Consider the following 25,648-nt stretch of genomic DNA (forward strand, 5'->3'; position numbering starts at 1 on the left):
AATAATATTATCCGGAGGATGAGCGGGAGGACATCCCGCCTAGGGAGGCGGTGGTGTATGAGGATCAAATCCTTGCCGCCATAGCAAAGGAGAACCGGCACTTTGAAAATGACCTAGGTCTTGCCGAGTACATTCACGACGAAGCTCTCAAAGAAAAGGTGTACAGTTTGTACACGACAGCAGAGGCTGTAGATGGCGAGTTGTGGGGGCCTAATATACCTTCTCATTGTCAGGAGACTTTCGCGGCATAAACGCTACATGGTTTTTCTGACCGGACAGGTGGCTCACGCACACCGGAACTGCGGCTCCGCCGCTCAAGAATAATTAAAGACGCCATAAGAGTGATTTCAGGCAAGGATAAGAGGCAGGAAGCGCTTTTAGAAGCTGTGAAGGCAAGGCTCAAGAAAGTGAACTTCTGGTGCCGGACACTTATCTTGAAAAATGGGAATAATAATTAAAGAATCAAGATTGCTGTGATAGGGGTGATTGTATGGATATTCAAATATTAGTTGTTGAAGATGAATATGTTCCCTCTCCGGTCCCGCGGCGTGATGAGATCGGGCAGCTTGCAGGAGATGTTTATAAAATGTATAAAAAACTGAAGCTGACGATAGGGCAGCTTGAAAAGGAAATAGAATACGAAAAGGAAATGGAAGAAAATCAGAGGTACTCCTTCTCAGCAGCCTCTCATGAACTGAAAACACCCATTGCAGCAACTTCCCGTGGCCGAGCGGCCATGCGGTTCATTTAAAAGCTGTTCATATGCCAAACTTTTAATAACACATTGGTAATTGTTTAAAAATCGACTAAACAAAAAACCATGTCCGAAAATAGCCAGCTATTTTCGAAAAACATGATATGATTAAGTTGAGAACAAATAAGGAGGTAAAGGCAATGCTGGAAAACAAAAGCGGACTATATGCGGCATTTATGGCGAAAGATACGCGCTTTGACGGACGTTTCTTCGTAGGTATATCGTCTACGGGAATATATTGTCGTCCAGTGTGCCGGGCAAAGCAGCCCAAAGCTGAAAACTGTACTTTTTATCATACGGCAGCAGAAGCCGAACAAGCCGGATACCGCCCATGCCTTTTGTGCAGACCGGAACTTGCCCCTGGTTCTTCTATAGCTGATGCTACCGCTAATTTGGTTTACCGGGCAGCAAGAATGTTGGAAGAAAACTGCGGGAGTGGACAAAGTTTAGGCGAGATTTCCGAAAGGCTTGGTTGCACTGACAGACATTTACGGCGTGTTTTTACAGCGGAATACAATGTATCGCCGGTGCAATACCTGCAAACATGCAGATTGCTTCTTGCTAAGAATTTGCTTACAGATACTGACTTGCCGGTACTTGAAGTTGCAATGGCTGCTGGTTTTGGAAGTCTGCGTCGATTTAACGATCTTTTCAAAAAGCATTATTATCTTTCTCCCACAGCTTTGCGGAAACGTACTTTGGAGGAAAAAAAGCATAATAGTGATGTGACTTTGGCGTTAGGCTATCGCCCGCCTTATCCTTGGGAAGAAATGCTCCGCTTCCTTGCCGGACGTGTAATTCCAGGGATTGATATAGTAAAAGATAACACATATATGCGAACTGTACATTCAGTAACCGCAGAGGGAAAGCATGTGTATGGATGGGTGCGGGTAGGCCACAGACCGCAAAAGAATGCTTTGACCGTAACAGTGAGCGAAACCTTGCTGCCTGTATTGCCACAAGTATTAGCACGGGTAAGACACCTGTTTGACTTGTATTGTGACCCGGATGCAGTGTATGAAACGCTCCGGGTAATGAACGACATACGTCCCGGCCTTTGTGTTTTGGGTACTCGTTTGCCGGGTTGCTTTAACGCTTTTGAGATGGCGGTGCGAGCAGTGCTTGGGCAGCAAATCACCGTTAAGGCGGCAAGCACATTGGCCGCAAGAATTGTTGATACTTACGGTATGCCGATTCAAACAGGGATTGAGGGCTTAACCCGTGTTTTCCCTTCACCCGAAGATATATTGGCTTTAGACGGCCCTATTGAAAATCATTTTGGCCCGTTAGGTGTTATTGCAGCACGTTCAAGAACGATTTATGAACTGGCAAGGGCAATTGTGCAAGGGGAAATTAATTTTGATCTCCCGGTCCAACCGGAAGAAGAAATAAAAAAGCTGATGACAATTCGAGGCATTGGTAGTTGGACGGCACAGTACGTCGCCATGCGGGCTATGGAATGGCCGGATGCTTTTCTTGAAACGGACGTTGGTGTAAAAAAGGCACTCCAGCCTTTCACATCAAAAGAGCTGCTGGAAATGTCGGAAGCGTGGCGGCCGTGGCGCAGTTACGCTACAACCAATCTTTGGAATACGCTATAAACAGAAAGAGCGTAAGGAGGGTTCAAATGTATTATTCAACAACTTATACGTCACCCGTAGGTACAATTACGCTTGCGTGTGAAGGCGGTAACCTTGTCGGCCTGTGGATGGAGGGACAAAAATACCACGGTGATACCATCCCCGAAGAAATGGTAGAGAAAATCGATATGCCGGTATTCGATGCTGCGAAAAAATGGCTGGGCAGGTATTTTGCAGGTGAGACACCCGATGTTTTTGAATTACCGCTCCGTCCCATCGGCAGTAAGTTTCGTCAGGAAGTATGGAGTATTCTATGCGAGATACCATACGGCGAGGTTATAACCTATGGCGGCATTGCAAAAAAGATGGCTGTGAAGATGGGCAAGGAAAGCATGTCCAGTCAAGCGGTGGGCGGTGCCGTTGGGCATAACCCTATATCTATTATTATTCCTTGCCATCGGGTTGTAGGGGCAAATGGCAGCTTGACGGGTTATGCCGGGGGCGTTAGCACAAAAGTGAGATTGCTTGAAATGGAAGGTGCCGATATGTCCCGGTTATTTGTACCTACAAAGGGTACGCTCTTTGATGCTAAAAATAAGAATGATATTGATTTTGGGTGTGGAACTGGTCTTGACCTCGTCCATCCACACCTTTTTTTAGACGGATAAGCTGAATCCTGCCAAATTTATCCCAATGCTTCTCTGCAAGTTTCGCCAAGCCTACTGCCTTGGGGTAATTATCCTTGAGATTGAAGTCATACCTGTTGCTTTATTGAGGCAAAGAGTTTCTCCATCTAATTTTAATGCTGTATTAATGTAGACTGTTTTTAGTGCAACCGCCGAGTGATGAAAGAGGAGTACATTCAGGAATGTGCTCTCCGGATACAAGTCCAGATTTCTTATTTTTTGATATGCGGGCAAATTCCTGTTCCAATTGATTACGCAAGGAAGTGTCAGGAATCTGACGCAGTAAATCATTGATTGCAGCCATATTTTTTGCTCCATCTATGGTTCTGTCATTCGATTGGTATTTACTCCAGGAACGGCCAAATAGTTCATTTCCGTCAGACAAGCGCAGGATTGCTGTTTCTTCTAAAATTTTATGTGCTTTCTCAGTTGCAGAATCAGCTTTATCAAAGGCTATAAAAACCTGGCGGCCGCCGGACTGGTAAAGTTCCAGTATACGCTCAAGATGTATATCCTCAATACGTTTAAGAATATTGGAATCATGAATAAGCGCAGGAACCGGGCATAATTCCAGTACACACAAGTCGTACACGACAAGGCTCTTGAATGCCGCTCCTTCACTTGTGTTGCCGGGTGTTTCAAAGAAAACTTCCTTTTGGGGAGTAATATACAAAAGAGGGGCAGTTTCCTGCTGCCCGGTTAGCGTGCCGTTGATTATCCTCATGCGCATATTGATGTCATCTTGTATTTCATCTGACTTTTCGGCTTGCTGCCGCAACAGTTTTTCCAGCTTTTGCGCCGCTTCAGCCCGGGCTTCCATGAGTTCTTTTTGATGAATCAGCAGAGATGTTTCTTCCTCAAGCCTATCAATGCTTTTAGACACATTAACACACTGAGAGAGTAGTCTCTCGGACATCTCTTTTACCAGGCCGGACTCTTCAATTTTCCGGTTAAGGCGCATAATTTCTTTGTCACACTGAATGATGAGAGGTTGTAACCGCCCGGTTTCCAGAACCATTTCCTCACCCAGAATTGCCCTGATTTTCATATGAAAATGTTCAATCTCTTCGAAAGCCTTTATATTGGCATCTGGGAAAAAACGTACCAGGGAATTAAATTCGCTTACGGTTTCGGCCTTGCTGTCAGCGATATTGCTCTTTATAGCATTAAGCTGCGATTGCAGCCGGTTGCGCCTGCGAACAAAACTGTTCAATTCTTTTTGAACTGCTGTTATCCGTTCAAATGTCTGGGCATCGAACCCAAACAATGCTAATTGAGCCTCTTCATTGTTTTTCATCAGCGCTTGGAGTCTTTTCCTCAGCGACTCCATTGTCTTTTGGTTACTTTCGATTTTTTCTATGTTCACCTTTGGGCGGGATTTGAAATGAGAATATTTAACTCCAAGTTCTTCCTCCATGCTCTTTATATCGGCAAGAACTTTGTGGTGCCCGAATAGCTTTAATAGAAAGTTTACGGCCTTTTCATCCTGTTCACGGGGCTTTACAAGCAATGGATGCTTTTCCAGTGTGTTTTCACGCCCATAAATACGGAAAAAACGCCCGGTTATTTCTGAAAACTCAAGTGCCGGAAGTCCAACCTTATATTCCTGAAATAGAAAGCTCTGATATTCGTCAAGTGTCAATTTTGTAATAACATGGCACTCTTTATCACTGCGGTATACATTTTTAGGTTCATCAGTTCTTCTATGGAAATAGTATAACTGTTCGTCAAACTCAAAAGTGAAATAGATGACATGCGGGCCTATTTCCTTTCTTATATCATCCGTCAGGGAGTAGTAGCTTTCACCTCCGAATGCATAATCTACAATCCATAGAAATGTTGATTTTCCGATGGCATTACTGCCGCCCGCACTGCCCAGAACTGTATTCAGGCCTGAGTTAAACCGGATAATTTGATGATTCGGAGCAAATTTTTTACATTGAATCTCTTTCAACATAGCGCAGTACCCTCGCTTCATCGATAAGCTCAATCCTGCCTAATGCAAACAAGCAGTCCAGGGCACTTAGAAAATCAGCCATCTCAATTTTGCGCGATGCGGTTAGTTCAAACAGCTCTCTAAGGGACATATCCTGTTGTGCCAATGCATCCAAGATACCCGGGAAAAGAGCAATAATGCTGTTTGCATAGGATGTTACTTTATTTGGCAATCTCATCGAACACCTCACACCTTTGCACGAAGTAGGAGATTATTATCCTACAAGCTTCTCTGTATTTGCGGCCTGTCTTTTCAAACAATGTCTCAACAATCAGGGTGTAAATATCACTTTGTGATATATGTGATTCACTTGCATCTTCATACATCCTTTTAATATTTTTAGCAAACTTATCCGTATTTAATTTGTTTTCGCCGGCAAGCCGGTCCAATGCATCATTGACTCCTTCATATAACAGACGTACATCAAAAAGCACTTGTTCCTTCAAGCGTTTTTCAGTGATTTTATTCTCAACCTTAACGGGTTTTATTTTAAGCTGCGTATCAGCCGTAACATCCATTAAATCGACTTCCCGAAGTACCTGTTCAATTTGATTTTCTATCGTATGCCTTGAGGCTGCATCTCTTGCCGCCATAAGAATTTCCAATTCACGCTTTTCAGACAGTAAAGCTATTTTTTCTTCCTCGGAGGCATTTTGTATTTCACGTTCACAGTCAACACATAGAACAACGTCATCAGTTTTAGAAAGGTGAACGACCTTAGCGTAGTTAACGCCGCTGCCTTCTTTTTTTATGCCTAAAACCCTGCCGCACTTTTGACATTTACCGCCCGTTTCAGTTAGTAATATCAAAGAGTGGGTGTCAATCGCAATATCACTAGCGGTCTCCATAGAAAAATCACTATAGGCCGTAATAAAGTTTATATTCAATTTTTGATATTCAAAAGACTGTATGTACTTGCCGGTTATCTCTTTTACACTGTCTTCACAATTTCGGTTTTGGACATTGAGCACCGTATAAAGAAAGATTCCGGCCAGCAGGTCTTCCAAAATAAAGGCATTGCGCTTTAATACAGCTTCCTTTGTCATACCATTTACTTTTTCTACAATTGTATCAGGCTCGATAGTGCCATCAGACGCAATAATGTCTTTCAGGGCAAGAACGATGAGACTTCTTTTGTTGCCATCCAGCATGGAAATGATACTCTGCTTAAAATAATTTGAGATAGTATGAGGATCTGCCTGCGGAGCAGAATCAGTCACGATGGGAGACAGGTTTTTTTTGCCGAGTATTAAATCTGAAACGGTGCCATCCTCGCCGCGAATATCATAAGCAGGCGCGACAGAAAGCAGCATTGTACCGCATAACCGCTTTTGTGTAACTCTTTTTACCATACAAATCTTTAAAATTGTTGAAAATGTACCGAAGCACAGTTTTTTCATATACTTCGCCGCCTTTCAATAATTTTAGTTTTTTAGGTTATTTTAGCCGGCGCAGTCAACAATACCTCCTGTGTTTACATCAAGAGCTTTAATATTCCCGCCGTCACATCCATGCTTACCGTCAAATCTTTTTACTCATCTTTGCTATTGTTGCTGATGCCAAATTCGCCTTCCACATTAAATCTTTTTCCATAAATTAAAAGTTTCCACGCTTGTTATAACCAAATGACATTTTTAACGCTCTTCAAGCACTATTTGTATGGTACCTTATGGTGTATTTGTAATATTATAGCAATTTGCCAAGCAGGTTTCAATTAATAATCTAAAAGCGCGGAGGCTGACTTTGCAAATGCTTAATTCAATTGCCGGGATAAGAACGAAATTTGCGGAGTCCCGGCAGAGTGCCGGCAAAGCTGCGGCTGAGGATTTCAGGAGCTCGAATTATTAAAATTTAAACAGATGGTAAGACAAGCCGTACTTTGTGTAAAAGGAGGTTATCCATGGAAGACATCCGTGATTGCAAAGGCCGCATAGCCTGTAAGGTCAATGCAGCCACCGGTTTAGTGGAAGTTGTATATAAACGGTGTAAAACCAGTACACAAATCCCTGCCGGAGGAACGCTTAGGATTGAACGTGATGGTGTCGTTACAATAGTAACCCGATCAAGCGATTCTGCTTTTCATGTGGAAAGTCATGTTAACGCAGCATAAGAAGTTAATTAACTAAATAGAAAATCCGCGGAGCTGCATGACGGCCAGGATTAGTTCTCACATCAGAGGACTATCCCGGCCGTTTTTTTTTTTGCCCTGCGTATGTTTCGGCTTCCGCGAATTTTCAAAGTCAAATTTTGAAAGTCAAAGGAGTCAAAAACATGTCAAGAAGGTATAAAACAAGTAAAAAGAACAGAACCAACTACATTTATTACACCGCTGAAGGAGCAAAGAGTGTTATTGCTCCGGATGAAGACGGAGTCACAGAAGCTGACATCGATCTTTTACATTCTATGGATGATATTGAAGTGAATGAGCAGCGCCGCTGTGATTACCGGGCGGCGGTACACCTTGACGCATACTGCGGCGGCGAAGGTGAAGCCGCAGATGATCGCAATAAATACCTTTCAGATTATAGCGCCAACCCGGAACAGCTTTACATAGAAGCCGAAGAGGAAGACGAACACATGTATGCGCTGGATAGGTTAACCAAAGCCATGGAGTGCCTTTCATCACAACAAAAAGAGCTTTTTAAAAAAGTATATATTGAGAAACGCACCAATACGAATATTGCCGCTGAAGAGGGGGTGACAGAAGCAGCTATCCGCAGCCGTCTTAAAAAGATGTATGAAAAATTAAGACAATATTTTTCCTGATGGGAAGTTCGAATTCCCCCCTTTTTTGGCTTATATCTAAGGGCAAGTTCTTATTGCCTTATAACTATATTCGGGAGGTTGCTATGAACGAATTAACTACTTTCAACTACGAAGGCAAGGAAGTACGTACCGTTCAAAGAAATGGAGAAACTTGGTGGGTGGCAAAAGATGTGTGCGATGTATTTGGAGAAACCAATAGAAATCGTGCCATGAAGTCTCTCGATGAAGATGAAAAGGGGTATACGCAAATGAATACCCCCGGCGGGATCCAGCAAACGGCGGTTGTGAATGAACCGGGATTGTATTCTTTATTGCTGGCTATGCGGCCGGCAAAAGCAAGGGGTATTAGCAATGAGTACATTTTTCAGAGAGAGCAAAAACTGAAGGAATTCAAGCGATGGGTAACCCACGAGGCTCTTCCTTCTATTCGCAAGCACGGATTGTATGCTACGGATGAATTGCTGGCCAATCCTGATCTGTGGATTAGGACACTTCAAGAGCTGAAAGCCGAGCGCAGCAAGAATGCGGCTTTAGAAGCAACTATCAGCCTTCAGGAACAACAAATCGCTGAGATGAAGCCTAAAGCGAGTTATTACGATGTGGTTCTTAACTGCAAGGATGCCGTAGCCATCACAACAATTGCCAAGGATTACGGAAGGTCCGGCCGCTGGCTTAATGAGTACCTGCATGATGCAGGCGTTCAGTTCCGCCAGGGAAAAATCTGGCTGCTATATCAAAAACACGCAAGGCATGGATATGCGGTAACCAGGACACATATCTATCCTGAAATTGATGGAATGATACATTCGAAAGTCCATACCTACTGGACCCAGAAAGGCCGCTTGTTCATTTACGAGCTTTTGAAATCTCATGGCGTGCTGCCGCTGATAGAGCAGGAACCGGGCTTTGAGTTTAAGTAGCCACAGACAATACAAATTAAAAGAGGTGGTGCGATGCCACTTGCTATGCTAATTTACAAAAGAAATAAAAGAAAAAAAGCCTGTACGATTAAGTAGTACAGGCTTTTGTATGAATTCCAAAAAATGTTTTACGCTAAACAATTCCCGAAGTTCCTTAAAAGCACTGCATTTACAAATATAATTTTATTTTTAAAATTGAATATTTTTTGTAAACACCAGATTTAAAATTTACCATATTTAAAAATTGTAACAGTGCTTGTCTTCATAAATATTGTAGCTGCCTGTTTTCAGTAAAGGTCAATGACACAAATGATAAATACATTTACATTCAATACTTACTCCAGATATAATAATAATGTATTGATGAGCATGTGTGGGAAAGGGGAACTTTTATAATGGTTACTGAAGATAAATATAATGTTAAAGTCATAGAAAAAGCAGCAAGTATTCTTAAATGCTTTACTTTAGAAAACCCGGAATGGAATTTGGCTGAATTATCTAAAGAAGTGCAATTAAATAGAAGTACCGTTAAAAGGATCTTAAAAACCCTGATTTATGTCGGCTTTTTAGAATATGTTGAGAAGGAGAGAAAATACAGGCTGGGACCTGCTTGTATTATGCTGGGTTCTACGGTACTTAACCAGCTGGATTTAAGAAAAGTTGCCAGCCGCCATCTTCAGAAATTGACTGAAATAACACAGGAAACGTCTAATATAGCTATTTTTAATAATAATACTGCATTAGTTATTGATAGATATAACAGTCCGCAGGAAGTCAGGGCAATCTCCAGGATTGGCAGTATAGCATATCTTCATGCGACTGCCGGAGGAAAAATTTTTTTAGCCGATCTTTCTGATGAAGAACTGGAAAAGTATATTGATAAGGGCGTAATACGTTATACTGAAAACACCCATATTACTAGAGGGGAAATTTTTGATGATGTTGCTAAAATCAGAGCAGAAAGGTTAGCCTTGGATTTAAGAGAGGCCTATGATGACCGTTCAGCTGCAGCATCACCTATCTATAATTTTGAAAATAAGATTATCGCATCAATATCCGTTGTAGCGCCATGTCCCAGGTTTGAACAAAAATTTGATAAAATAACGTCCGAAGTAAAAAATACGGCTTATAATATTTCTAAAGAAATGGGATATATGGGGAGTTTTTGATAATTCATATATGCAAACTGTTGAAAGAACTGTTTACAGGCAGAAAACTTGTAAGCAGTTTTTTTTATTAATTTTTTTCAGCTGAAAATTTCAAGATATGTTTACCTAATATTGATTTTCTTAACATATTGTAATATTTTACACAATTATAAAAAAATATTGACATTTTTATGAATTAATGGCTATAATGTTGTCATATAATCCGCAATATGACCATTATGACCACGATGTGACCACTTGATAATGGGTTGAGCATAAACTGTTAATTCAGCCTTATATATACTAATAATTCACCTCTAAGATTCAGCAAGATATATCTTCTGAATTAATCCCAGAAGGACTCTAACGACAAATTGCCTGCTAAATGCAACTGCATACTTTCTTAAGTGAACATATCATAAGTATCGCTGCAAACTTCCCAACGCACAATGAATTTCATAATAAGTTTTTTAATATTTACTAGCAGATTATAGATAAGAAATCTAATAAATAGGAATGCATATTGAGTAATGTTTTTAAATTTTTTGATGCGTCTCTATATAAAGTGCTGCTTAACAAGTAAAATTTCTCATAATTAAAATAAAACATATATGGGAGGTGTTTGCAGGGTAGGTGCTTTGGTAGTCCCTTTGCATGGGACTGTAAAATTTAATGCAGGGAAGGTCCAAATAAAATAAAAGAGGAGGAATTGTTGATGGAAAATGAAAAAATTTATAATGATCGGGTCAAAAACTTTGTAGATGCAACAAGTTTTAAAGAACCCGATAAAGTACCGGTTGGAATGGAATTTCTTATGTGGCCATTTGCATATGCAGGCACAACATACAAAGCGGTTATGGATGATCCGGTATTAACAGCCCAGACATATACGAAATTCCTGGATGAAGTAAACCTCGATTTTTATTGGGGAGGAACGATATCAAGGCCGTTAAAAACCAATGAAATACTTGGATGTTATGACTATGCTCTTGCAAAAGATGATACTTGTATAGAACATATACAGGTAAATGAAGAGTATATGACAGCCGATGAATATGAAGATTTAATTAAGGATCCTAATACATTCAGGTATGAAACTATGTTGAAAAGACATTATACCGCTTTTAATTTACCTAAGGAACAAGCTTATGAAAAGCTTAAGGAAGCAGCAATTGAATACAAAAAGTATCAAACTGCAAACAGACTTATAACTAAAAATATCCACGAGGACAGAAAAGTATTGGCAATAACAAATTCCCCATTATCCTTTTATTCACCCTTTAATGTACTTTTTGATATTTTGCGGGGAATAACGAATTCCCTCACAGATTTAAGGCGCCGTCCAGATACAGTCCGCAAAGCCTGTGATGTTATTTGGGAACAATTCTTAAAGGATTTCAAATATAAACCTGAAGATTTTAAAGATAAACCATTTCCCCTCGGCAGGACAGTCTATCACAGTGAATGTTTCCTTTCACCTTCATTATTTGATGAATTGTTTTTTAACAAATTCCGCGAACAATTTTTACCATTTATGGAAGTAGGCGTTAAGTTTTTTCTGAAAGGTGAAGGCCATTTTATCAATACGCTGGATAGATACAGACAGCTGCCCAACGGTGCGATGGTAATGATGCTCGATGAAGATGATCCATTCGAGGTACATAAAGTAATTGGCGACTGGGCTACACTTGCAACAGGCATTAGAGCCGATTTGCTTCAATTTGGCACAAAACAGCAGTGCATTGATTATGTTAAGAAATGCTTTGATACTTTTGCTCCCGGCGGAGGTTTTGTGTTTATGCAGAACAAACCTCTTTTATGTGCCAATGACGCTAAAATAGAAAACTTAATTGCTGTTTATGAATTTGCCAACGAGTACGGTAAAAAATAATACAGGAGGTAAAAAATAATGGAAGAGAATAATTATACGATAGTTGAATTGTTCGAAATGCTTAAAAGTGATGAATCATGGGAAAGTGATCCGGAAATGCGAAAAAGTATAGCTGATGAATTATATTCCTACATACACGGCAGATAGAATAAAGAAATAAGATAAAGAAGGGATATCAGGGATAACTTCACTAATAATTAAAATAGGGAGGAAAATAACTATGTCAACGGAAAACGCTTTACCGCAAAAGCAAAAGTCAAATTTAGGCACTTTGGAAATGGTGCTGTATTGTGCAGGCTATGCCGGTTCAGGTATGGTAAATTTAGGAGTCGGCACGTATTTAACTTTTTTCTGGACAGATATATTTAAAATACCCCTTGCTGCAGTTGGAACCATATTTTTAGCTTCCAGGATTTTGGATGGTGTAACAGATATTTTCCAAGGCTTTCTTATAGACAATACAAAGACAAAATACGGAAAAGCACGTCCATGGCTGCTTTGGATGGTTGCGCCGGCTACTATTTCGTATATATTGTTGTTCTATACTCCCAATTTTGGGGAAACGGCAAGGATAGTATGGGCATTTATTATGTATAATCTTGTCGCTTACTTCTTTCTCACAGCTATTAACCTTCCTTTACAATCAATGGTTGCACTCATTACCAGTGATCCCAAACAGCGTTTGACAACAAATATGCTTGCCCAGGCATTCTCCATGGCGGCTGCCACATTAGGAAATTTATTTGTTGTTAAAGCAATTGCTGCTTTGGGCGGCGGTACAGGCGGATATTTTAAATTTTATACCATAATGGGTATAGGTGCAGCTGCATTGATTCTGACCGCATTTTCGTCAACCACTGAAAGGGTTACGTTGCAAAGGCCGCCGGCACAAAAAGTATCCGTACGTGATGCTTTTAAGGCATTTATTGCTAACAAGTGGTGGATGATTGCAACATTATTGATGTTGACTACAACAATGTACGGCCCGCTGATGTCAGTAGGTGTATATTACTTCACATGGAACATGAAGAATCCGGTTTTAATGGGATCCTTTATGTCTATGATATACGCTGCTAATTTTGGCGCTTTACTTATAGCAACTCCGATTATCTCCCGCCTGGGAAAAATCAATGCCAGCTTTTCGGGGATGTTTATACAGGTTATAGGCGGACTGCTGCCTCTGGTTGCATTGGAAAGTATACCTGTTTTAATGATCGCAGCAGCTTTAAGAGGTATTGGTTCGGCTATGCTGTTAGGCACCAGATTTGCATTTATGTGTGACGTTGTAGATTATGGTGAATGGAAAACCGGTACTCGAATTGAGGGATTAGTTTTCAGCGGGGTCAGCTTCGGGCAAAAGGTAGGAACCGGCTTAGGCGGAGCACTTGTGGCAGCGCTTCTTGCCTGGGGAGGTTATGTCGGCGGTGCCGCTGCACAATCAGAAGCAACCCTTAGTGCCATACGCTTTGCTTTTACCTGGGTTCATGCTTTTTGCTCCATGGCAATCATTATTTGCCTGTTTTTCCTGAGAAGTCTGGATAAGCAAATGCCCAAAATTCTGGAAGAGCTTAAATCAAGAAGAGAACAGCAAAATACAACCGCTTAAAAGATATCATCTATACTGAAATGTGAGCCGCTTGTGAACAAGCATGGTATGTTTGCTTTGCACGACAAAGCGGCTCTTATTTTTCTGCTTCAGTTTTATTAAAAATATCAGGAATTTTATTATCGGATTTTAACGATTATATAAGAGAAATGTCAATCAAAAATATTTAAAAAGGAAGTACATTACAATGAGAGAAGAGATTAAAGCATTACAAAATGAAAGAAATCAAATTCATAAAGATATCTATAACAACATAATACCCAAACGCATGCCTGTTTCTTTGGCGATATCCCGAAGAATGCTGGCAGAATATGCGGGGCAGGATGTTGTTGATGTACAGTATAAATTTGATACATTAACGGATGTTGCTTTGGAAGTGGGAAAAAGGCTGTATTCCGATACATTAATAACAGGCGGTGTTGCCAGTATAGGCAGACCGCCGGCGTATTATTCGCTGCTGGGTTCAAAATCATTTGTAATGGGACAAAGCGGTTTTGTACAGCATCCGGAAGTTTCCGGTATGAATGAAGATGAGTATCCCGAATTGATAAAAGACCCTTATGCATTCCTCCTTGAGAAGGTGTTTCCAAGGCTATACAAGAGCATCAATCTGCAGGAACCGCTCAAAATGCTGCTTGATTTTCAACGTGCCAAGTTGTCGCTGGAAGACGAAGGTAAAAGAGGCATGTCATTACCCATGTCCCTTATGGAAGAGTTCGGTTATTATAACGGCGCGCCTGCAGGTTGTACAACTATGAGTATAGCTCCTTGCGACTTTCTTGCCGATCAGCTAAGAAGCTTCAGCGGTTTGAGTTTGGATATCAGACGTCACAGGGAAGAAGTAAAGGAGGCTTGTGAAGCTGTTTTACCGCTCCTGTTTTATTGGTCCCTTCCCAAAAATCCGGATCCTCAGGGCTTCGTGAACACGCCACTGCATATGCCGACATATATGCGCGAAAAAGACTTTGCCGAAGTATGGTTTCCAAGCTATCTTAAAATGTATCGGATGTATGCGGCCCTTGGCATCAGGGGCGCCTGCTTCTGTGAGCATGACTGGATGCGTTATCTTGACTATCTGCAAGAATTGCCTGCAGGTTTTGTTCTTACCTTTGAATATGGCGATCCAAAGACGATAAAAGATAAGGTTGGCAAAAAGCATATAATAAAAGGTTTGTATCCCATTAACTTAGTAAAAACCGGAACAAAGCAGCAGGTTATAGATAAAGCAAAAGAACTTTTGGATATAATGCTGCCGGGAGGCGGATATATATTTGCATTTGACAAATCACCTCTATCACTGAGAGACATAAACTTTGAAAATTTGTGTGCTCTATCGGAATTTTTAAGGGATTACGCAGTGTATCCTGATGCAGGCGAACCTTATGGCGGAAAGATTAACGAAGAAGGATATGTATTCAATGTAAATGAAATTCCTCCGATTCAATCAAAATATTTACTGAATTGGGATTTGTTTAAGAAGCAATATCCATATACACCGGATTATCAAAAAGCTGTATTTGAAAGCTACGACAAGCAAATGTTCGACCACATAATGTGGCTTATGGTATAACAAAATTATAAAATGGAGCTAAAGCTACAGGTTGATAAACTGCATCTTAATACCATTGGAGAAAGGTAAAACATATAAATTACTTCCTTATACCCCTCTTTAATTTGCAGAGGGGTTATTCTTATTTTCAGGGTGGAATTATTACATTGAACTAAATAGCCTAAAAGATAGATATAAATGAACAAAGTAAAAGCCAGCGCCTTTAAACGCTGACCGATATTAAGGGCTTATAGCCCTGAGCAAACCGCACGTTTTACGGGTCATGATTATACTCATAATGTATAGCCGGAAACATTTATTCTCACTAAAAAAATTTTCTTAAAGGAAGGCCATCAATGAAATTCAGATGTTTTTCCATCAAATGGCTGATTGCCCCAATAATCCTTCCATTGACCAAGGCACAGATTATCGTACCAAGCTTCACACCTTCAAAATGGAAAAGTCCAAAAAAAAGAAACGACAATATAATTCCAAGCAGGCAGCTGAAGCAGTCATATCCAATCTTAAAATGATTGATATTACTATGCGTCTTAATAGATACCTCTTTTACAAACAGCTCATACACTTCCGGTGCAATATAAGTATGAAAAATGAATGCAACGCCAATAGCACACAGAACTAAACCGATAATATAAAATGCAATACCCATGGCAAAAGATGAAGTGTTTATATTAGCAACCAGCGCCATACAGCCGTCAAGTGTAAAACCGTAAATAATTGCTGTGACAAATGAAAATAAATAGGATACTTTAAACTTTCTTAAGATTATAACCATGATAACAAGAAGAGCTACCTGTAATGAATACTCTGCCATTCCGAAAGTCACGAAAGTCCAAACCTTTGAGAATTTCAAATAAATCAGATATGCCGGAGCAACCACCATGGAAATACCCATGCCGGCCTTTTCCATAAAAGCGGTTCCAAGCGCCAAACCGGCAATGCCGAAAAGGTATGCTAACTCTGTATAAAACGTAGCTTTTTTCATATTTCCCCCAAAAAGAAAATACACCTTTACCTGTTTGATATAGAAACAGGCAAAGGTGTTTAATTTCAGTATTATACCTTATTTTTTGCCAAATTGCAATGTAGAAAAGTTATGCTGCATTTTCCGAGGATTGTATAAGCAACCGCTCATCTACTAGAAAAACTTTCTACCGAGTCTCTCATACAAAAGGTTCTTTGCAGAAAGCCATCTCAATGCGCATCAACAGGCAGCCCTCCAAACGAGAGGCTGTTTTTTTATTACCCGGAGCCAAGCTTTACAATTTACACTCAATATCTTTTATGGCATAATAAAATGGATATTTAAGTCATATTTTTCCGAAAAAACAGGTATAATGTAAAAAAACGGGACGGTCATGGACCTTTCCGTAAGGGTAGGATATGGAGTTGATCACCGGATGAGAAAAATGCTGATGGCTCTTATTGCAGTGAGCCTCGGATGCTTTTTTTTACTGTTTGGCTTATTGAAAGTTACGGATAATAAAGGCCGTGAACTGGAGCTGTCCCAGCATGGTTTGCTGGATTTGACGGATTGGGATTTTACATCGGATCAGGTTGTTCCCCTGGACGGACAATGGGAATTTTACTGGAACCGGCTGCTGGAGCCGGGAATAGAGCCGGGTTCGGAACCAACATTTATTCAAGTCCCGGGTTTTTGGCAGCAAAATATTGAAACAGAAAATACAAAAGCCAGGGGTGGAGCTACCTACCGCCTGCAGGTAAAGCTGAAACCTTCGTCCATGATCTATGGATTAAGAATCTCCAATATCAGGATGGCAAGTACCATTTATGTGAATGGCAACAAGGTTGGGGAAAGCGGTATACCGGCTTTATCCCAAGGCGAATATCAATATGAGAATAAACCGTATAATGTTTTTTTCCCTGTGCAGGGAGAAACTGCAGAAATTTTGATTCATGCGGCCAACTATGAAAATAACCAGGGAGGAATTCCTTACCGCCTTTATTTAGGCAGTGCTCAGGGGATTCATACCTTAAACACCAATACAACACTACTCAATATGAGCCTGATTGTGTCCCTGCTGTTGCTTGGGTCGTATCAGTTAAGTGTATTTATTATTCGCAGAGAGGAAAAAGGGCTGCTCTATTTTGGCTTGAGCTGCATCGTGATAGCCTGGTCTTATGCCAGTACCGGGGACCGGCTCCTTATTGAGTATTTCAACTTGCCCACGGAAGTATTTTATAAAATCCAGGCCATCTCCTTATACTCCTCACTGATTCCCATGGCCATGTTCATCAAAACCATATGTAAAGACCTGATTCCCCGCTGGCTTATCAGAAGCATTATATATCCCATGGGGCTGTATAGCAGCTTTGTCCTGATTGCGCCTTTTAAATGGTATTCCCCTTTTAACTTAACGGCCAGCCTTGTTCAGGCTGCGGCTTACATAATCATTATGGGGCTGTTGTTATATTCATATTGGAAGGGAAAATACGGCGAATTCAACCGGAAAGGCCTGGGGCTCTTTATCCTGGCATTAGGGTGCTACCTTATTGGTTTAATGGATTATGCCCTCTATCTGTGCAGTGTGGTCCTGGATTATAAAGTCGGATATTACGCCATTTTGAGCTTTTGCTTTTTGGCCTCGTTTATTATGTCCTACCGCTTTTCGGAAGCCTATAATACCATTGAAAGCATGGCGGCAAAGCTTCAGAAAGCCGACAAGCAGAAGGACGAGTTTTTGCTGCATACCTCCCATGAGTTTCAAACACCCCTCCATGCCATCATCAATTTGTCCCAATCCATGCTGGAGACAGGAGAAGAACTTAAGGAGGATCATATGCAGAATCTGTCCGTGATCAGGGACACCTCCAGAAGGCTGTCCGCCCTGGTCCGCGATATTCTGGACCTGGATAAAATTAAGCGGAATGAGCTGAGCGTTAATCTTGCTGAGGTTGACGTCCGGGTGACTGTTTCTCTTGTGTTCGATTTACTCCAGCATTTGATCGTGGCGAAAAAAATCAGACTGGTCAATGCCGTTCCCGCTGATTTACCCCTCATCTATGCCGATGAGAACCGGTTGAAGCAGATCATACAGAACCTCGTCGGCAATGGGATGAAGTTTACCGGCCAGGGAACGATTACGGTTTCCGCCCAGGCTATGGGGAAGCAAGTGAAAATCCTGGTGGAGGACACCGGAGCAGGTATTGACCCAGATAGCTGGGATGCTGTTTTTGAACCCTTTGAACAGGCCCACTCTCCCAACGAGTATGGTGGGACAGGCTTGGGGCTTTTTATTTGCAGGAGATTGCTGCAGCTGATGAACGGGGAGATTTATATTGATTGGTCGGAGCCGGGGAAGGGAACCCGGATTGCTTTTATACTGCCCATGGCGGATGAAGGCTCAAATCAGGCTCAGGAGGCCGTTCAAGCCTATGAAAAATATGAAATGAAGGAACAACGGAGCTTGGCGGAGCTGCCCCAGCGGAGCACGGGCAAATTTACGCTGCTGGCTGTCGACGACCAACCGGCCAATCTTCAAGTTCTGGCCCGCTTATTTGCCAATGAGCCGTATAATTTACTTTGGGCGATGAATGGAGCAGAAGCATTGGAAATACTGAAAAGCCGCCCCAATATTGATTTAATCCTGTTGGATGTAATGATGCCCAGAATGTCGGGCTATGATGTTTGCAGGGAGATCCGGAAGCAGTTTTCACTGTTTGAACTGCCGGTAATACTATTGACAGTGCGCTATTCTCCAAACGACATCGCAGCAGGCTTTAAGGCCGGGGCTAATGACTTTATTATCAAGCCCTTTGACGCCTTGGAGATACGATCGAGGACCGAAACCCTCCTTCAGCTCAAGCAGTCCGTTGAGGCTGCAATGAAGGCCGAACTGGATTTTCTCCAATCGCAAATCAAGCCCCACTTTCTGTTCAATTCTTTAAATGCCATTATCACCTTATGCCGGACAGATGGGTTGCGTGCGGAGAAGCTGATTTCGCATTTGAGTTATTACTTAAGAAGATGCTTTGATCCCCGGCCGGATAGCTTTATGCTTTTAGAAGACGAGCTCCGGTTGGTCGAAGCCTATGTTGAAATTGAGAAGGCAAGATTTGAGGACCGCCTTACGGTTTTGTATGATGTTCACCCGGATGCTTTGAAGAAGAAGATTCTGCCCCTTACCATCCAGCCTTTGGTGGAGAATGCCATCCGGCATGGGGTGATGAAGAATGAAGAGGGAGGAACTGTCCGCCTTACTATTAAATCAGAAGGGGATATGGTTCATGTTGAAGTATGGGACAATGGGAGCGGAATAAGCCGGGATCAATTAAATAATTTGTGGCATAGGGAAAACCCGGCTTCCCATAGGAGGGGAGTAGGTCTGGCTAATATCCGGCGCAGGTTGATGCACTTCTGCGCGGAAGAATTGAAAGTAACAAGCAGAGTTGGAGAATGGACAAGGGTTCAGTTTACGGTTAAAGAAATGAGGAAACAAGCATGATAAGGATTGCGGCAGTAGATGATGAGAGGCATGTGCTGGAAAGATTTGCGGGACTGGTGTCTGAAGTCAAGGAGCTTGAATTGTGCGGACTGTTTAGAACAGGAAGACAGTTATTATCCTATGTGAAAGAGCATCCCCTGGATGCCGTTTTTCTGGATATTGAAATGCCGGGTGTTAATGGCCTTCAGCTAGCCGGGCAGATATTAGACCTGAATGAAAACATTGACATCGTTTTTGTGACGGCCTTTAACCAATATGCGGTAGAGGCTTTTGAAGTACAGGCCATAGATTATATTATGAAACCTTTGACGGAAGAAAGACTGGAAAAGACAGTAAAACGGTTGCTAAAAACCAAAAGTAAGGTGAATAGACCCGGGAAACCGTTTATTCAATGCTTCGGCGGCTTTGAAGTTTTCCAGGGAGGGAAAGCGTTAACCTGGAAAAACTCCAAGGCCAAGGAAGTATTGGCTTTTTTGGTACACAAAGAGGGCATACCGGTAAACTGGGAAAAAATAAGCGATGCAGTCTGGCCTGACTATAATTCCGAAAAAGCTCAGACAAATTTTCATGCCACGACCTATTTGCTTCGTAAAAGGCTGGCAGAAGCAGGCCTGGCTCAGATTCTTGAAAACGGCCGGGGAAATTATAGGATCAAGAAAGACCAGGTGGATTGTGACCTCTACCAATTGGAAGAGTTGTTCAGGACCGGCCAGATTAATAGCAAAGAAAATTTTCGATTGTTTGAGCAGCTGGAGAAGAAAGGATATATGGATGGGAGCGGGTATGCCTGGGCCTATTCTAAAGCTGCTGAGCTTGATGAAATGTGCAAAAGAACAATTGAGAAATTAAAAAATATTAAATAAGGTTTTTTTGATTTTAACCAGAATTTTTTAGCTAAAAATATCGGAAACATTGATATATAAGAATTTATGGTAAGTGCCCCATAGGACTGATTAGTTCCATGGGGCACTTCTCATTTAGGGTTTATTTAGGGTTTGTAGCTTATGATAAAAGCTATGGAATATTTATTAAAGATAAAAGGAGGATATAATAGCGTGAGAATGTTCAAAAAGTCAATTAGTCTATTGATAATATTCGTATTTGTATTTACTCTTCTGCCCTTAGGTATTAAACCTGTGTTGGCCGCAACGAAAGATTTTCGGCCCATCATTCCCGGCCAGCAATGGTTTTTTGACTACAACACTGCAGTAGCAACGGACGGCAGTGGGAATTTTTACGTGGCTGATACTAATACTCACCGGATTTTGAAATATGACCCTACAGGCATCCTCCTGGAAAGCTGGGGACCGTATGGCACCAGCGCGGGCAAGTTTTATTCTCCGGGGGGTGTTGCGGTGGACAGTGCCGGTAACGTTTATGTCTCCGATACTAATAACAACAGGATTCAAAAGCGCAATGTGACAACCGGTGTATGGACAACTTGGGGGAGCAGCGGTACTGGCAATAGGCAGTTTAACTATCCGGGAGGATTGGCAGTCGATGCCGGTGGCAATGTCTATGTGGCAGATGCTCACAACCACCGGATTCAAAAGTTTGACTCTAATGGCAACTATCTAACCCAGTGGGGTAGTAACGGCAGCGGTGCAGGACAGTTTTTATATCCTTATGATATCGCTGTGAGCAGCAATGGCACGGTATACGTGGCTGATCAGAATAACCACCGGATTCAAATGTTCAGTTCTACAGGCACGCCTCAGGGGATGTGGGGAGGAAAAGGCAGCGGTGAGGGCCAGTTTAACGTTCCTGCCAGCATAGATGTTGACAGCAATGGAAATGTCTATGTGCTTGATAGTTCTAATAATCGAATCCAAAAATTTGAATCCGACGGCAGTTTTCTGCAACAATGGGGAAGCGGGGGTCTTAACGACGGTCAGTTTTCTTCTCCCCGAGGTATCGCAGTAGACATTAATGACAACGTCTATGTGGCTGATACTCAAAATAAAAGGATTCAAAAATTTACTTCCACAGGCACTTTTCAGGCGAAATGGGGAAGCTTAGGCAACAACGACGGTGAACTGTACGGGCCGGTTGGTTTAGCGGTGGATGGTGATGGAAACATCTATGTTGGTGATTCAAATTCACGGATTTCAAAATTCAATTCTGCGGGTGCATTTGATATAAAAATGGGGAGTGGCGGTGGCTTTGGCGATGAACAGTTTTCCGTCATATGCGGCGTGGCCGTTGATAGCGATGACAACATTTATATTTCGGATTCAGGCACGAATTCCATTAAAAAATATGATCCTGCGGGCAGATACCTGGGAACACCCATAAGAGGCGGTACAAATAATGTCGCTCAGCTTTGGAACCCCATGGGTATAGCCTTTGACCGTGACGGCAATATGTATGTTTGCAGCAGCAGCAGGTATTTGGTTTTAAAATTTGATTCTGATTATAACTTGATAAGATCTTGGGGGAGCAGCGGCAGCGGAAATGGCCAGTTTAATAATATGAACGGCATAGCAGTGGACAGCAGTGGCAATGTCTATGTAGCTGATACCAATAATTCCAGGATTCAAAAGTTTACTTCTGAAGGCACTTATTTAACACAGTGGGGAGGCGGCGGCAGCACCGATGGTAAGTTTTATAGTCCACGGGGCATAGCAGTGGACAGCAACGACAATATTTATGTCGGGGACGGCAGCCGAGTTCAAAAGTTTAGTTCTACGGGAGATTTCCTGATGAAATGGGGGAGTAGCGGCAGCGGTGCAGGCCAGTTTAACAATATATATGGTTTAGCAGTGGACAGCAACGACAATATCTATGTTGCAGATACACGAAACCACCGGATTCAAAAGCTGGTTGATATTTATACCGTAACCTTTGACAGCAACGGCGGAGATACCGTTGCACCGATTACCAATGCGGTCGCTAATACCACAGTCACACTACCGGTAGCCCCGGAGAAAGAAGGGTTCACCTTTGCCGGCTGGTACACCGACGATGGAACCTTTGAGGATGAATTTACTTCATCGACTCCAGTGACCGGAGATATGACAGTGTATGCCAAATGGGCACCTGTTCCTCCAACGACTTATACAGTGAGCTTTGACAGTAACGGAGGAAGTGAAGTAACTGCGAACAGCAATGTAGCAGCAAATGCGACGGTAACATTACCGGCAGCTCCAACGAAAGCCGGATATACCTTTGCGGGCTGGTATACGGATAATGGAGTATTCGCAAATGGGTTTACAGCAACCACTCCGGTAACCGGAAATATAACGGTTTATGCGAAATGGGTGGTAGTTGGGGCAGCAAGCGGCTTTGTACCTATCATTCCAGATGAGCAATGGTTTTTTGGTCAACCCTATTCGGTAGCAGCAGACAGCAGCGGGAACTTCTATGTCGCTGATACGGGTAACCACCGGATTCTTAAATATGATTCTTTCGGAATCCTCTTGGAGACTTGGGGAGTTAGAGGCACAAGTGCGGGCCAGTTTACCTCTCCATATGGCATTGCAGTGGACAGTTGGGGTAACGTCTATGTAACCGATATGTTGAATCACCGGGTACAAAAGCGTGACTCTGGCACCGGCGTTTGGACGGCTTGGGGGAGCAATGGAGGCAACGATGGTGAGTTTAAAACCCCAACGGGTATTGCAGTCGATACCGGTGGAAATATCTATGTGGTGGATACGAATAACAGCCGGGTGCAAAAGTTTGATTCTGACGGCAACTATATAACAAAGTGGGGGAGCAGCGGCAACGGCCAAAATCAGTTTAGCATGCCGTACGGTATAGCTGTGAGCAGCAGCGGCAGCGTTTATGTTGCCGATTCTAATAACCATAGAATTCAAGTCTTTAGTTCCACAGGTACCCATGAGGCGACGTGGGGGGGAACCAGCGGCAGCGGCGAGGGGCAGTTTAAAAGTCCCAGTGGGGTAGCTGTTGACAGCAGTGGGAATGTTTATGTTGCAGACAATTTTAATCACAGGATTCAAAAGTTTAACTCTATAGGTGAGCATCAGGGGATGTGGGGAGAAAAAGGGGTGAACAGTGGTCAGTTTACCAATCCATCTGGGATCGCGGCAGACAGTATGGGAAACATCTATGTCGCTGATAATCAAAATAATAGAGTTCAAAAATTCGATTCGACAGGTGCCTTCCTGGCAAAGTGGGGGAGCAAAGGTTCGGAGGATGGCGAGCTTAATCTTCCCTATGCAATGGCTGTAGATGAAAATAGCAATATTTATGTTGCTGATACTTTGAATAACCGGATTCAGAAATTCAATTATACAGGTGAATTTGTAACAGCGTGGGGAACAAAAGGCAGCGCTGAGGGTCAGTTTAACAGTCCTCAGGGAATCGCCGTGGATCGTGATGGCAATGTTTATGTCACTGATACGCTTAACAACAGGGTGCAAAAATTCAATGCTACGGGCAGCCACCAGTTGACGTTTGGAAACATTGACAACGAGGACGATTTAGAGGGGCCAACCGGCATAGCGGTGGATAGTACCGGCAATATCTATGTGGCTGATGCGCAGAATTTTAGGATCCAAAAATTTGATTCATCAGGTACTTCCCTGTTGAAGTGGGGAAGTGAAGGTGAAGGAAACGGCAATTTTAGAAATCCAAAGGGTATAGCCTTGGATAGCAGTGGTAACGTTTATGTTATTGATGCAAATAATAACTCTATTCAAAAATTTCAATCAACAGGTGACTTTATATCCCGGTGGGGTGAGGAAGGAGAGAGCAATGGCCAGTTTATGTACCCATATGGTATAGCGGTGGACAGCAGTGGAAACATCTATGTAGCTGATACCGAGAACTACCGGGTCCAAAAGTTCAGCTCTGCAGGGGAATTTGTGACTAAGTGGGGAAGCTATGGGAATGGTTCCGGTCTGTTCAGTTCTCCATATGGTATAGCGGTGGATGCTTATAACAATGTGTATGTAGCTGATACGTATAACCACCGGATTCAAAAGCTGAGCGCAGGCGTTCCAAGTATGTATACAGTCACCTTTAACAGCAATGGAGGAAGTGAGATAACTGCAATCGGCAATGTAGCAGCGAATACCACGGTGACCTTGCCGACACCGATAAATCCGGGATTCACCTTTGCAGGTTGGTATACCGACGATGGAACCTTTGAGAATGAATTTACTTCATCGACTCCAGTTACAGGAAATCTGACGGTGCATGCCAAATGGACACCGGTTCCGCCAACGACATATACGGTGAGCTTTAACAGCAATGGAGGAAGCCCGGTAGCTCCGATTGTCAATGTGACGACAAACACCACGGTGACGTTACCCGCGGCACCAACAAAAGCAGGGTACAATTTTGCCGGCTGGTACACTGATAATGAAGACTTTGAAAATGAATTTACTGAATCGACCCCGGTGACAAATGATCTGACGGTTTATGCGAAGTGGACGGTAGTTCTGCCAGACACATATACTGTGACCTTTGACAGCAATGGAGGAAGCCCGGTAGCTCCAGTTGTCAATGTGACGACAAACACCACGGTGACGTTACCCGCGGCACCAACAAAAGCAGGGTACAATTTTGCCGGCTGGTACACCGATAATGAAGACTTTGAGAATGAATTTACCGAAACGACTCCGGTGACAAGCAATCTGATAGTCTACGCTAAGTGGACGGTGGTTACACCAGACACATATACAGTCACCTTTAATAGCAATGGCGGAAGCCCGGTAGCTCCGATTGTCAATGTGACGACAAACACCACGGTGACGCTGCCCGCGGCACCGACAAAAGCAGGGTACAATTTTGCCGGCTGGTACACCGATAATGAAGACTTTGAGAATGAATTTACCGAAACGACCCCGGTGACAAGCAATCTGATAGTCTACGCCAAGTGGACGGCCGTTCCGCCAACGACTTATATAGTGAGCTTTGACACTAACGGAGGAAACGCGGTTACACCGATTTCTAATGTAGCAGTCAATGCTACCGTAGATTTACCGGCACCACCGACGAAGACAGGATATACTTTTGCCGGCTGGTACACAGACAATGTAATCTTTGAGAATGAATTTACTTCATCTACTCCAGTTACAGATAATATAACAGTCTACGCCAAGTGGACGGTAGTTACAACGGACATATATACGGTGACATTTAATAGCAATGGAGGTAGCCTGGTTGCCTCGATTGCCAATGTAGCAGAAAATACCACTGTAACGTTACCCGCAGCGCCAACGAAAACCGGATACAGATTTGATGGCTGGTATACCGACGATGGAACCTTTGCCAATGAATTTACTGAATCGACTCC

General features: G+C 42.5%; 17 protein-coding genes and 2 pseudogenes. 15 read left to right on the forward strand and 4 right to left on the reverse strand.

The window, feature by feature from the left end; translation table 11 throughout:
* Nucleotides 1–14 precede the first annotated feature (14 nt).
* From OXPF_RS09810 to OXPF_RS09825, 4 genes and pseudogenes are all read left to right on the forward strand, one after another.
* Nucleotides 15–209: pseudogene (locus OXPF_RS09810) on the forward strand (hypothetical protein); the annotation flags it as partial.
* Nucleotides 210–526: 317 nt separating this feature from the next.
* A pseudogene (locus tag OXPF_RS09815) lies at nucleotides 527–721 on the forward strand (sensor histidine kinase); the annotation flags it as partial.
* Between the two features lie 173 nt (nucleotides 722–894).
* Complete coding sequence (locus tag OXPF_RS09820) at nucleotides 895–2,355, forward strand: AlkA N-terminal domain-containing protein (RefSeq protein ID WP_054875035.1); 1,461 nt, start codon at nucleotides 895–897, stop codon at nucleotides 2,353–2,355.
* A 26-nt stretch (nucleotides 2,356–2,381) separates the two neighbouring features.
* Nucleotides 2,382–3,002: a methylated-DNA--[protein]-cysteine S-methyltransferase gene (locus OXPF_RS09825; RefSeq protein ID WP_083479813.1), complete on the forward strand. Its 621-nt coding sequence runs from the start codon at nucleotides 2,382–2,384 to the stop codon at nucleotides 3,000–3,002.
* Nucleotides 3,003–3,144: 142 nt separating this feature from the next.
* On the opposite strand, the gene OXPF_RS09830 is transcribed toward OXPF_RS09825, so the two are convergent.
* The 3 genes from OXPF_RS09830 to OXPF_RS09840 are packed head-to-tail and all read right to left on the reverse strand — an operon-like array spanning nucleotide 3,145 to nucleotide 6,416.
* Nucleotides 3,145–4,977 (reverse strand): DUF2326 domain-containing protein, encoded by a 1,833-nt coding sequence (locus OXPF_RS09830; protein ID WP_083479815.1) that lies wholly within the window; start codon nucleotides 4,975–4,977, stop codon nucleotides 3,145–3,147.
* Nucleotides 4,955–5,194 (reverse strand): ABC-three component system middle component 7, encoded by a 240-nt coding sequence (locus OXPF_RS09835; RefSeq protein ID WP_054875036.1) that lies wholly within the window; start codon nucleotides 5,192–5,194, stop codon nucleotides 4,955–4,957. The genes OXPF_RS09830 and OXPF_RS09835 overlap by 23 nt, the downstream gene beginning before the upstream one ends.
* Entirely contained in the window at nucleotides 5,178–6,416 is a 1,239-nt protein-coding gene (locus tag OXPF_RS09840; RefSeq protein ID WP_054875037.1) for an ABC-three component system protein, read from the reverse strand. Before OXPF_RS09840 ends, OXPF_RS09835 begins: the two co-directional genes overlap by 17 nt.
* 500 nt (nucleotides 6,417–6,916) lie before the next feature.
* Between OXPF_RS09840 and OXPF_RS09845 the strand changes: the two genes are divergently transcribed.
* The 8 genes from OXPF_RS09845 to OXPF_RS09875 all read left to right on the forward strand — a co-directional run bounded on the left by OXPF_RS09845 (nucleotide 6,917) and on the right by OXPF_RS09875 (nucleotide 14,917).
* Nucleotides 6,917–7,126, forward strand: a complete 210-nt coding sequence (locus OXPF_RS09845) for a hypothetical protein (RefSeq protein ID WP_054875038.1) — start codon at nucleotides 6,917–6,919, stop codon at nucleotides 7,124–7,126.
* A gap of 161 nt (nucleotides 7,127–7,287) precedes the next feature.
* Nucleotides 7,288–7,782 carry a sigma-70 family RNA polymerase sigma factor gene (locus tag OXPF_RS09850; RefSeq protein WP_054875039.1) on the forward strand — a complete coding sequence of 165 codons (495 nt, stop codon included), beginning with the start codon at nucleotides 7,288–7,290 and terminating at the stop codon, nucleotides 7,780–7,782.
* An 83-nt stretch (nucleotides 7,783–7,865) separates the two neighbouring features.
* Complete coding sequence (locus OXPF_RS09855; protein WP_054875040.1) at nucleotides 7,866–8,702, forward strand: phage antirepressor; 837 nt, start codon at nucleotides 7,866–7,868, stop codon at nucleotides 8,700–8,702.
* Nucleotides 8,703–9,097: 395 nt separating this feature from the next.
* Nucleotides 9,098–9,871, forward strand: a complete 774-nt coding sequence (locus OXPF_RS09860) for an IclR family transcriptional regulator (protein ID WP_054875041.1) — start codon at nucleotides 9,098–9,100, stop codon at nucleotides 9,869–9,871.
* Nucleotides 9,872–10,565: 694 nt separating this feature from the next.
* The gene (locus tag OXPF_RS09865) at nucleotides 10,566–11,741 is read left to right on the forward strand and encodes a uroporphyrinogen decarboxylase/cobalamine-independent methonine synthase family protein (protein WP_054875042.1); all 1,176 of its coding nucleotides are present in this window, start codon (nucleotides 10,566–10,568) and stop codon (nucleotides 11,739–11,741) included.
* An 18-nt stretch (nucleotides 11,742–11,759) separates the two neighbouring features.
* Nucleotides 11,760–11,888 (forward strand): hypothetical protein, encoded by a 129-nt coding sequence (locus OXPF_RS23380; RefSeq protein ID WP_278308378.1) that lies wholly within the window; start codon nucleotides 11,760–11,762, stop codon nucleotides 11,886–11,888.
* Nucleotides 11,889–11,961: 73 nt separating this feature from the next.
* Nucleotides 11,962–13,347, forward strand: coding sequence for an MFS transporter (locus tag OXPF_RS09870; protein ID WP_054875043.1), 1,386 nt, complete (start codon nucleotides 11,962–11,964; stop codon nucleotides 13,345–13,347).
* A 187-nt stretch (nucleotides 13,348–13,534) separates the two neighbouring features.
* Nucleotides 13,535–14,917, forward strand: coding sequence for a uroporphyrinogen decarboxylase/cobalamine-independent methonine synthase family protein (locus tag OXPF_RS09875; RefSeq protein WP_054875044.1), 1,383 nt, complete (start codon nucleotides 13,535–13,537; stop codon nucleotides 14,915–14,917).
* A 304-nt stretch (nucleotides 14,918–15,221) separates the two neighbouring features.
* Here OXPF_RS09875 and OXPF_RS09880 read toward each other — a convergent pair whose 3' ends face one another.
* A complete protein-coding gene (locus tag OXPF_RS09880; RefSeq protein ID WP_054875045.1) occupies nucleotides 15,222–15,902 on the reverse strand; it encodes a DUF6198 family protein in 681 nt (226 codons plus the stop codon).
* Nucleotides 15,903–16,275: 373 nt separating this feature from the next.
* Between OXPF_RS09880 and OXPF_RS09885 the strand changes: the two genes are divergently transcribed.
* The 3 genes from OXPF_RS09885 to OXPF_RS23085 form a co-directional block, all read left to right on the forward strand.
* Complete coding sequence (locus OXPF_RS09885; RefSeq protein WP_242854382.1) at nucleotides 16,276–19,383, forward strand: ATP-binding protein; 3,108 nt, start codon at nucleotides 16,276–16,278, stop codon at nucleotides 19,381–19,383.
* A complete protein-coding gene (locus OXPF_RS09890) occupies nucleotides 19,380–20,246 on the forward strand; it encodes a response regulator (RefSeq protein ID WP_054875046.1) in 867 nt (288 codons plus the stop codon). Before OXPF_RS09885 ends, OXPF_RS09890 begins: the two co-directional genes overlap by 4 nt.
* Before the next feature lie 198 nt (nucleotides 20,247–20,444).
* Nucleotides 20,445–25,648 (forward strand): InlB B-repeat-containing protein (locus OXPF_RS23085; protein WP_242854384.1); only part of this gene is annotated, 5,204 nt, incomplete at its 3' end.

The organism is Oxobacter pfennigii (assembly GCF_001317355.1).
GTDB lineage: Bacteria > Bacillota > Clostridia > Clostridiales > Oxobacteraceae > Oxobacter > Oxobacter pfennigii.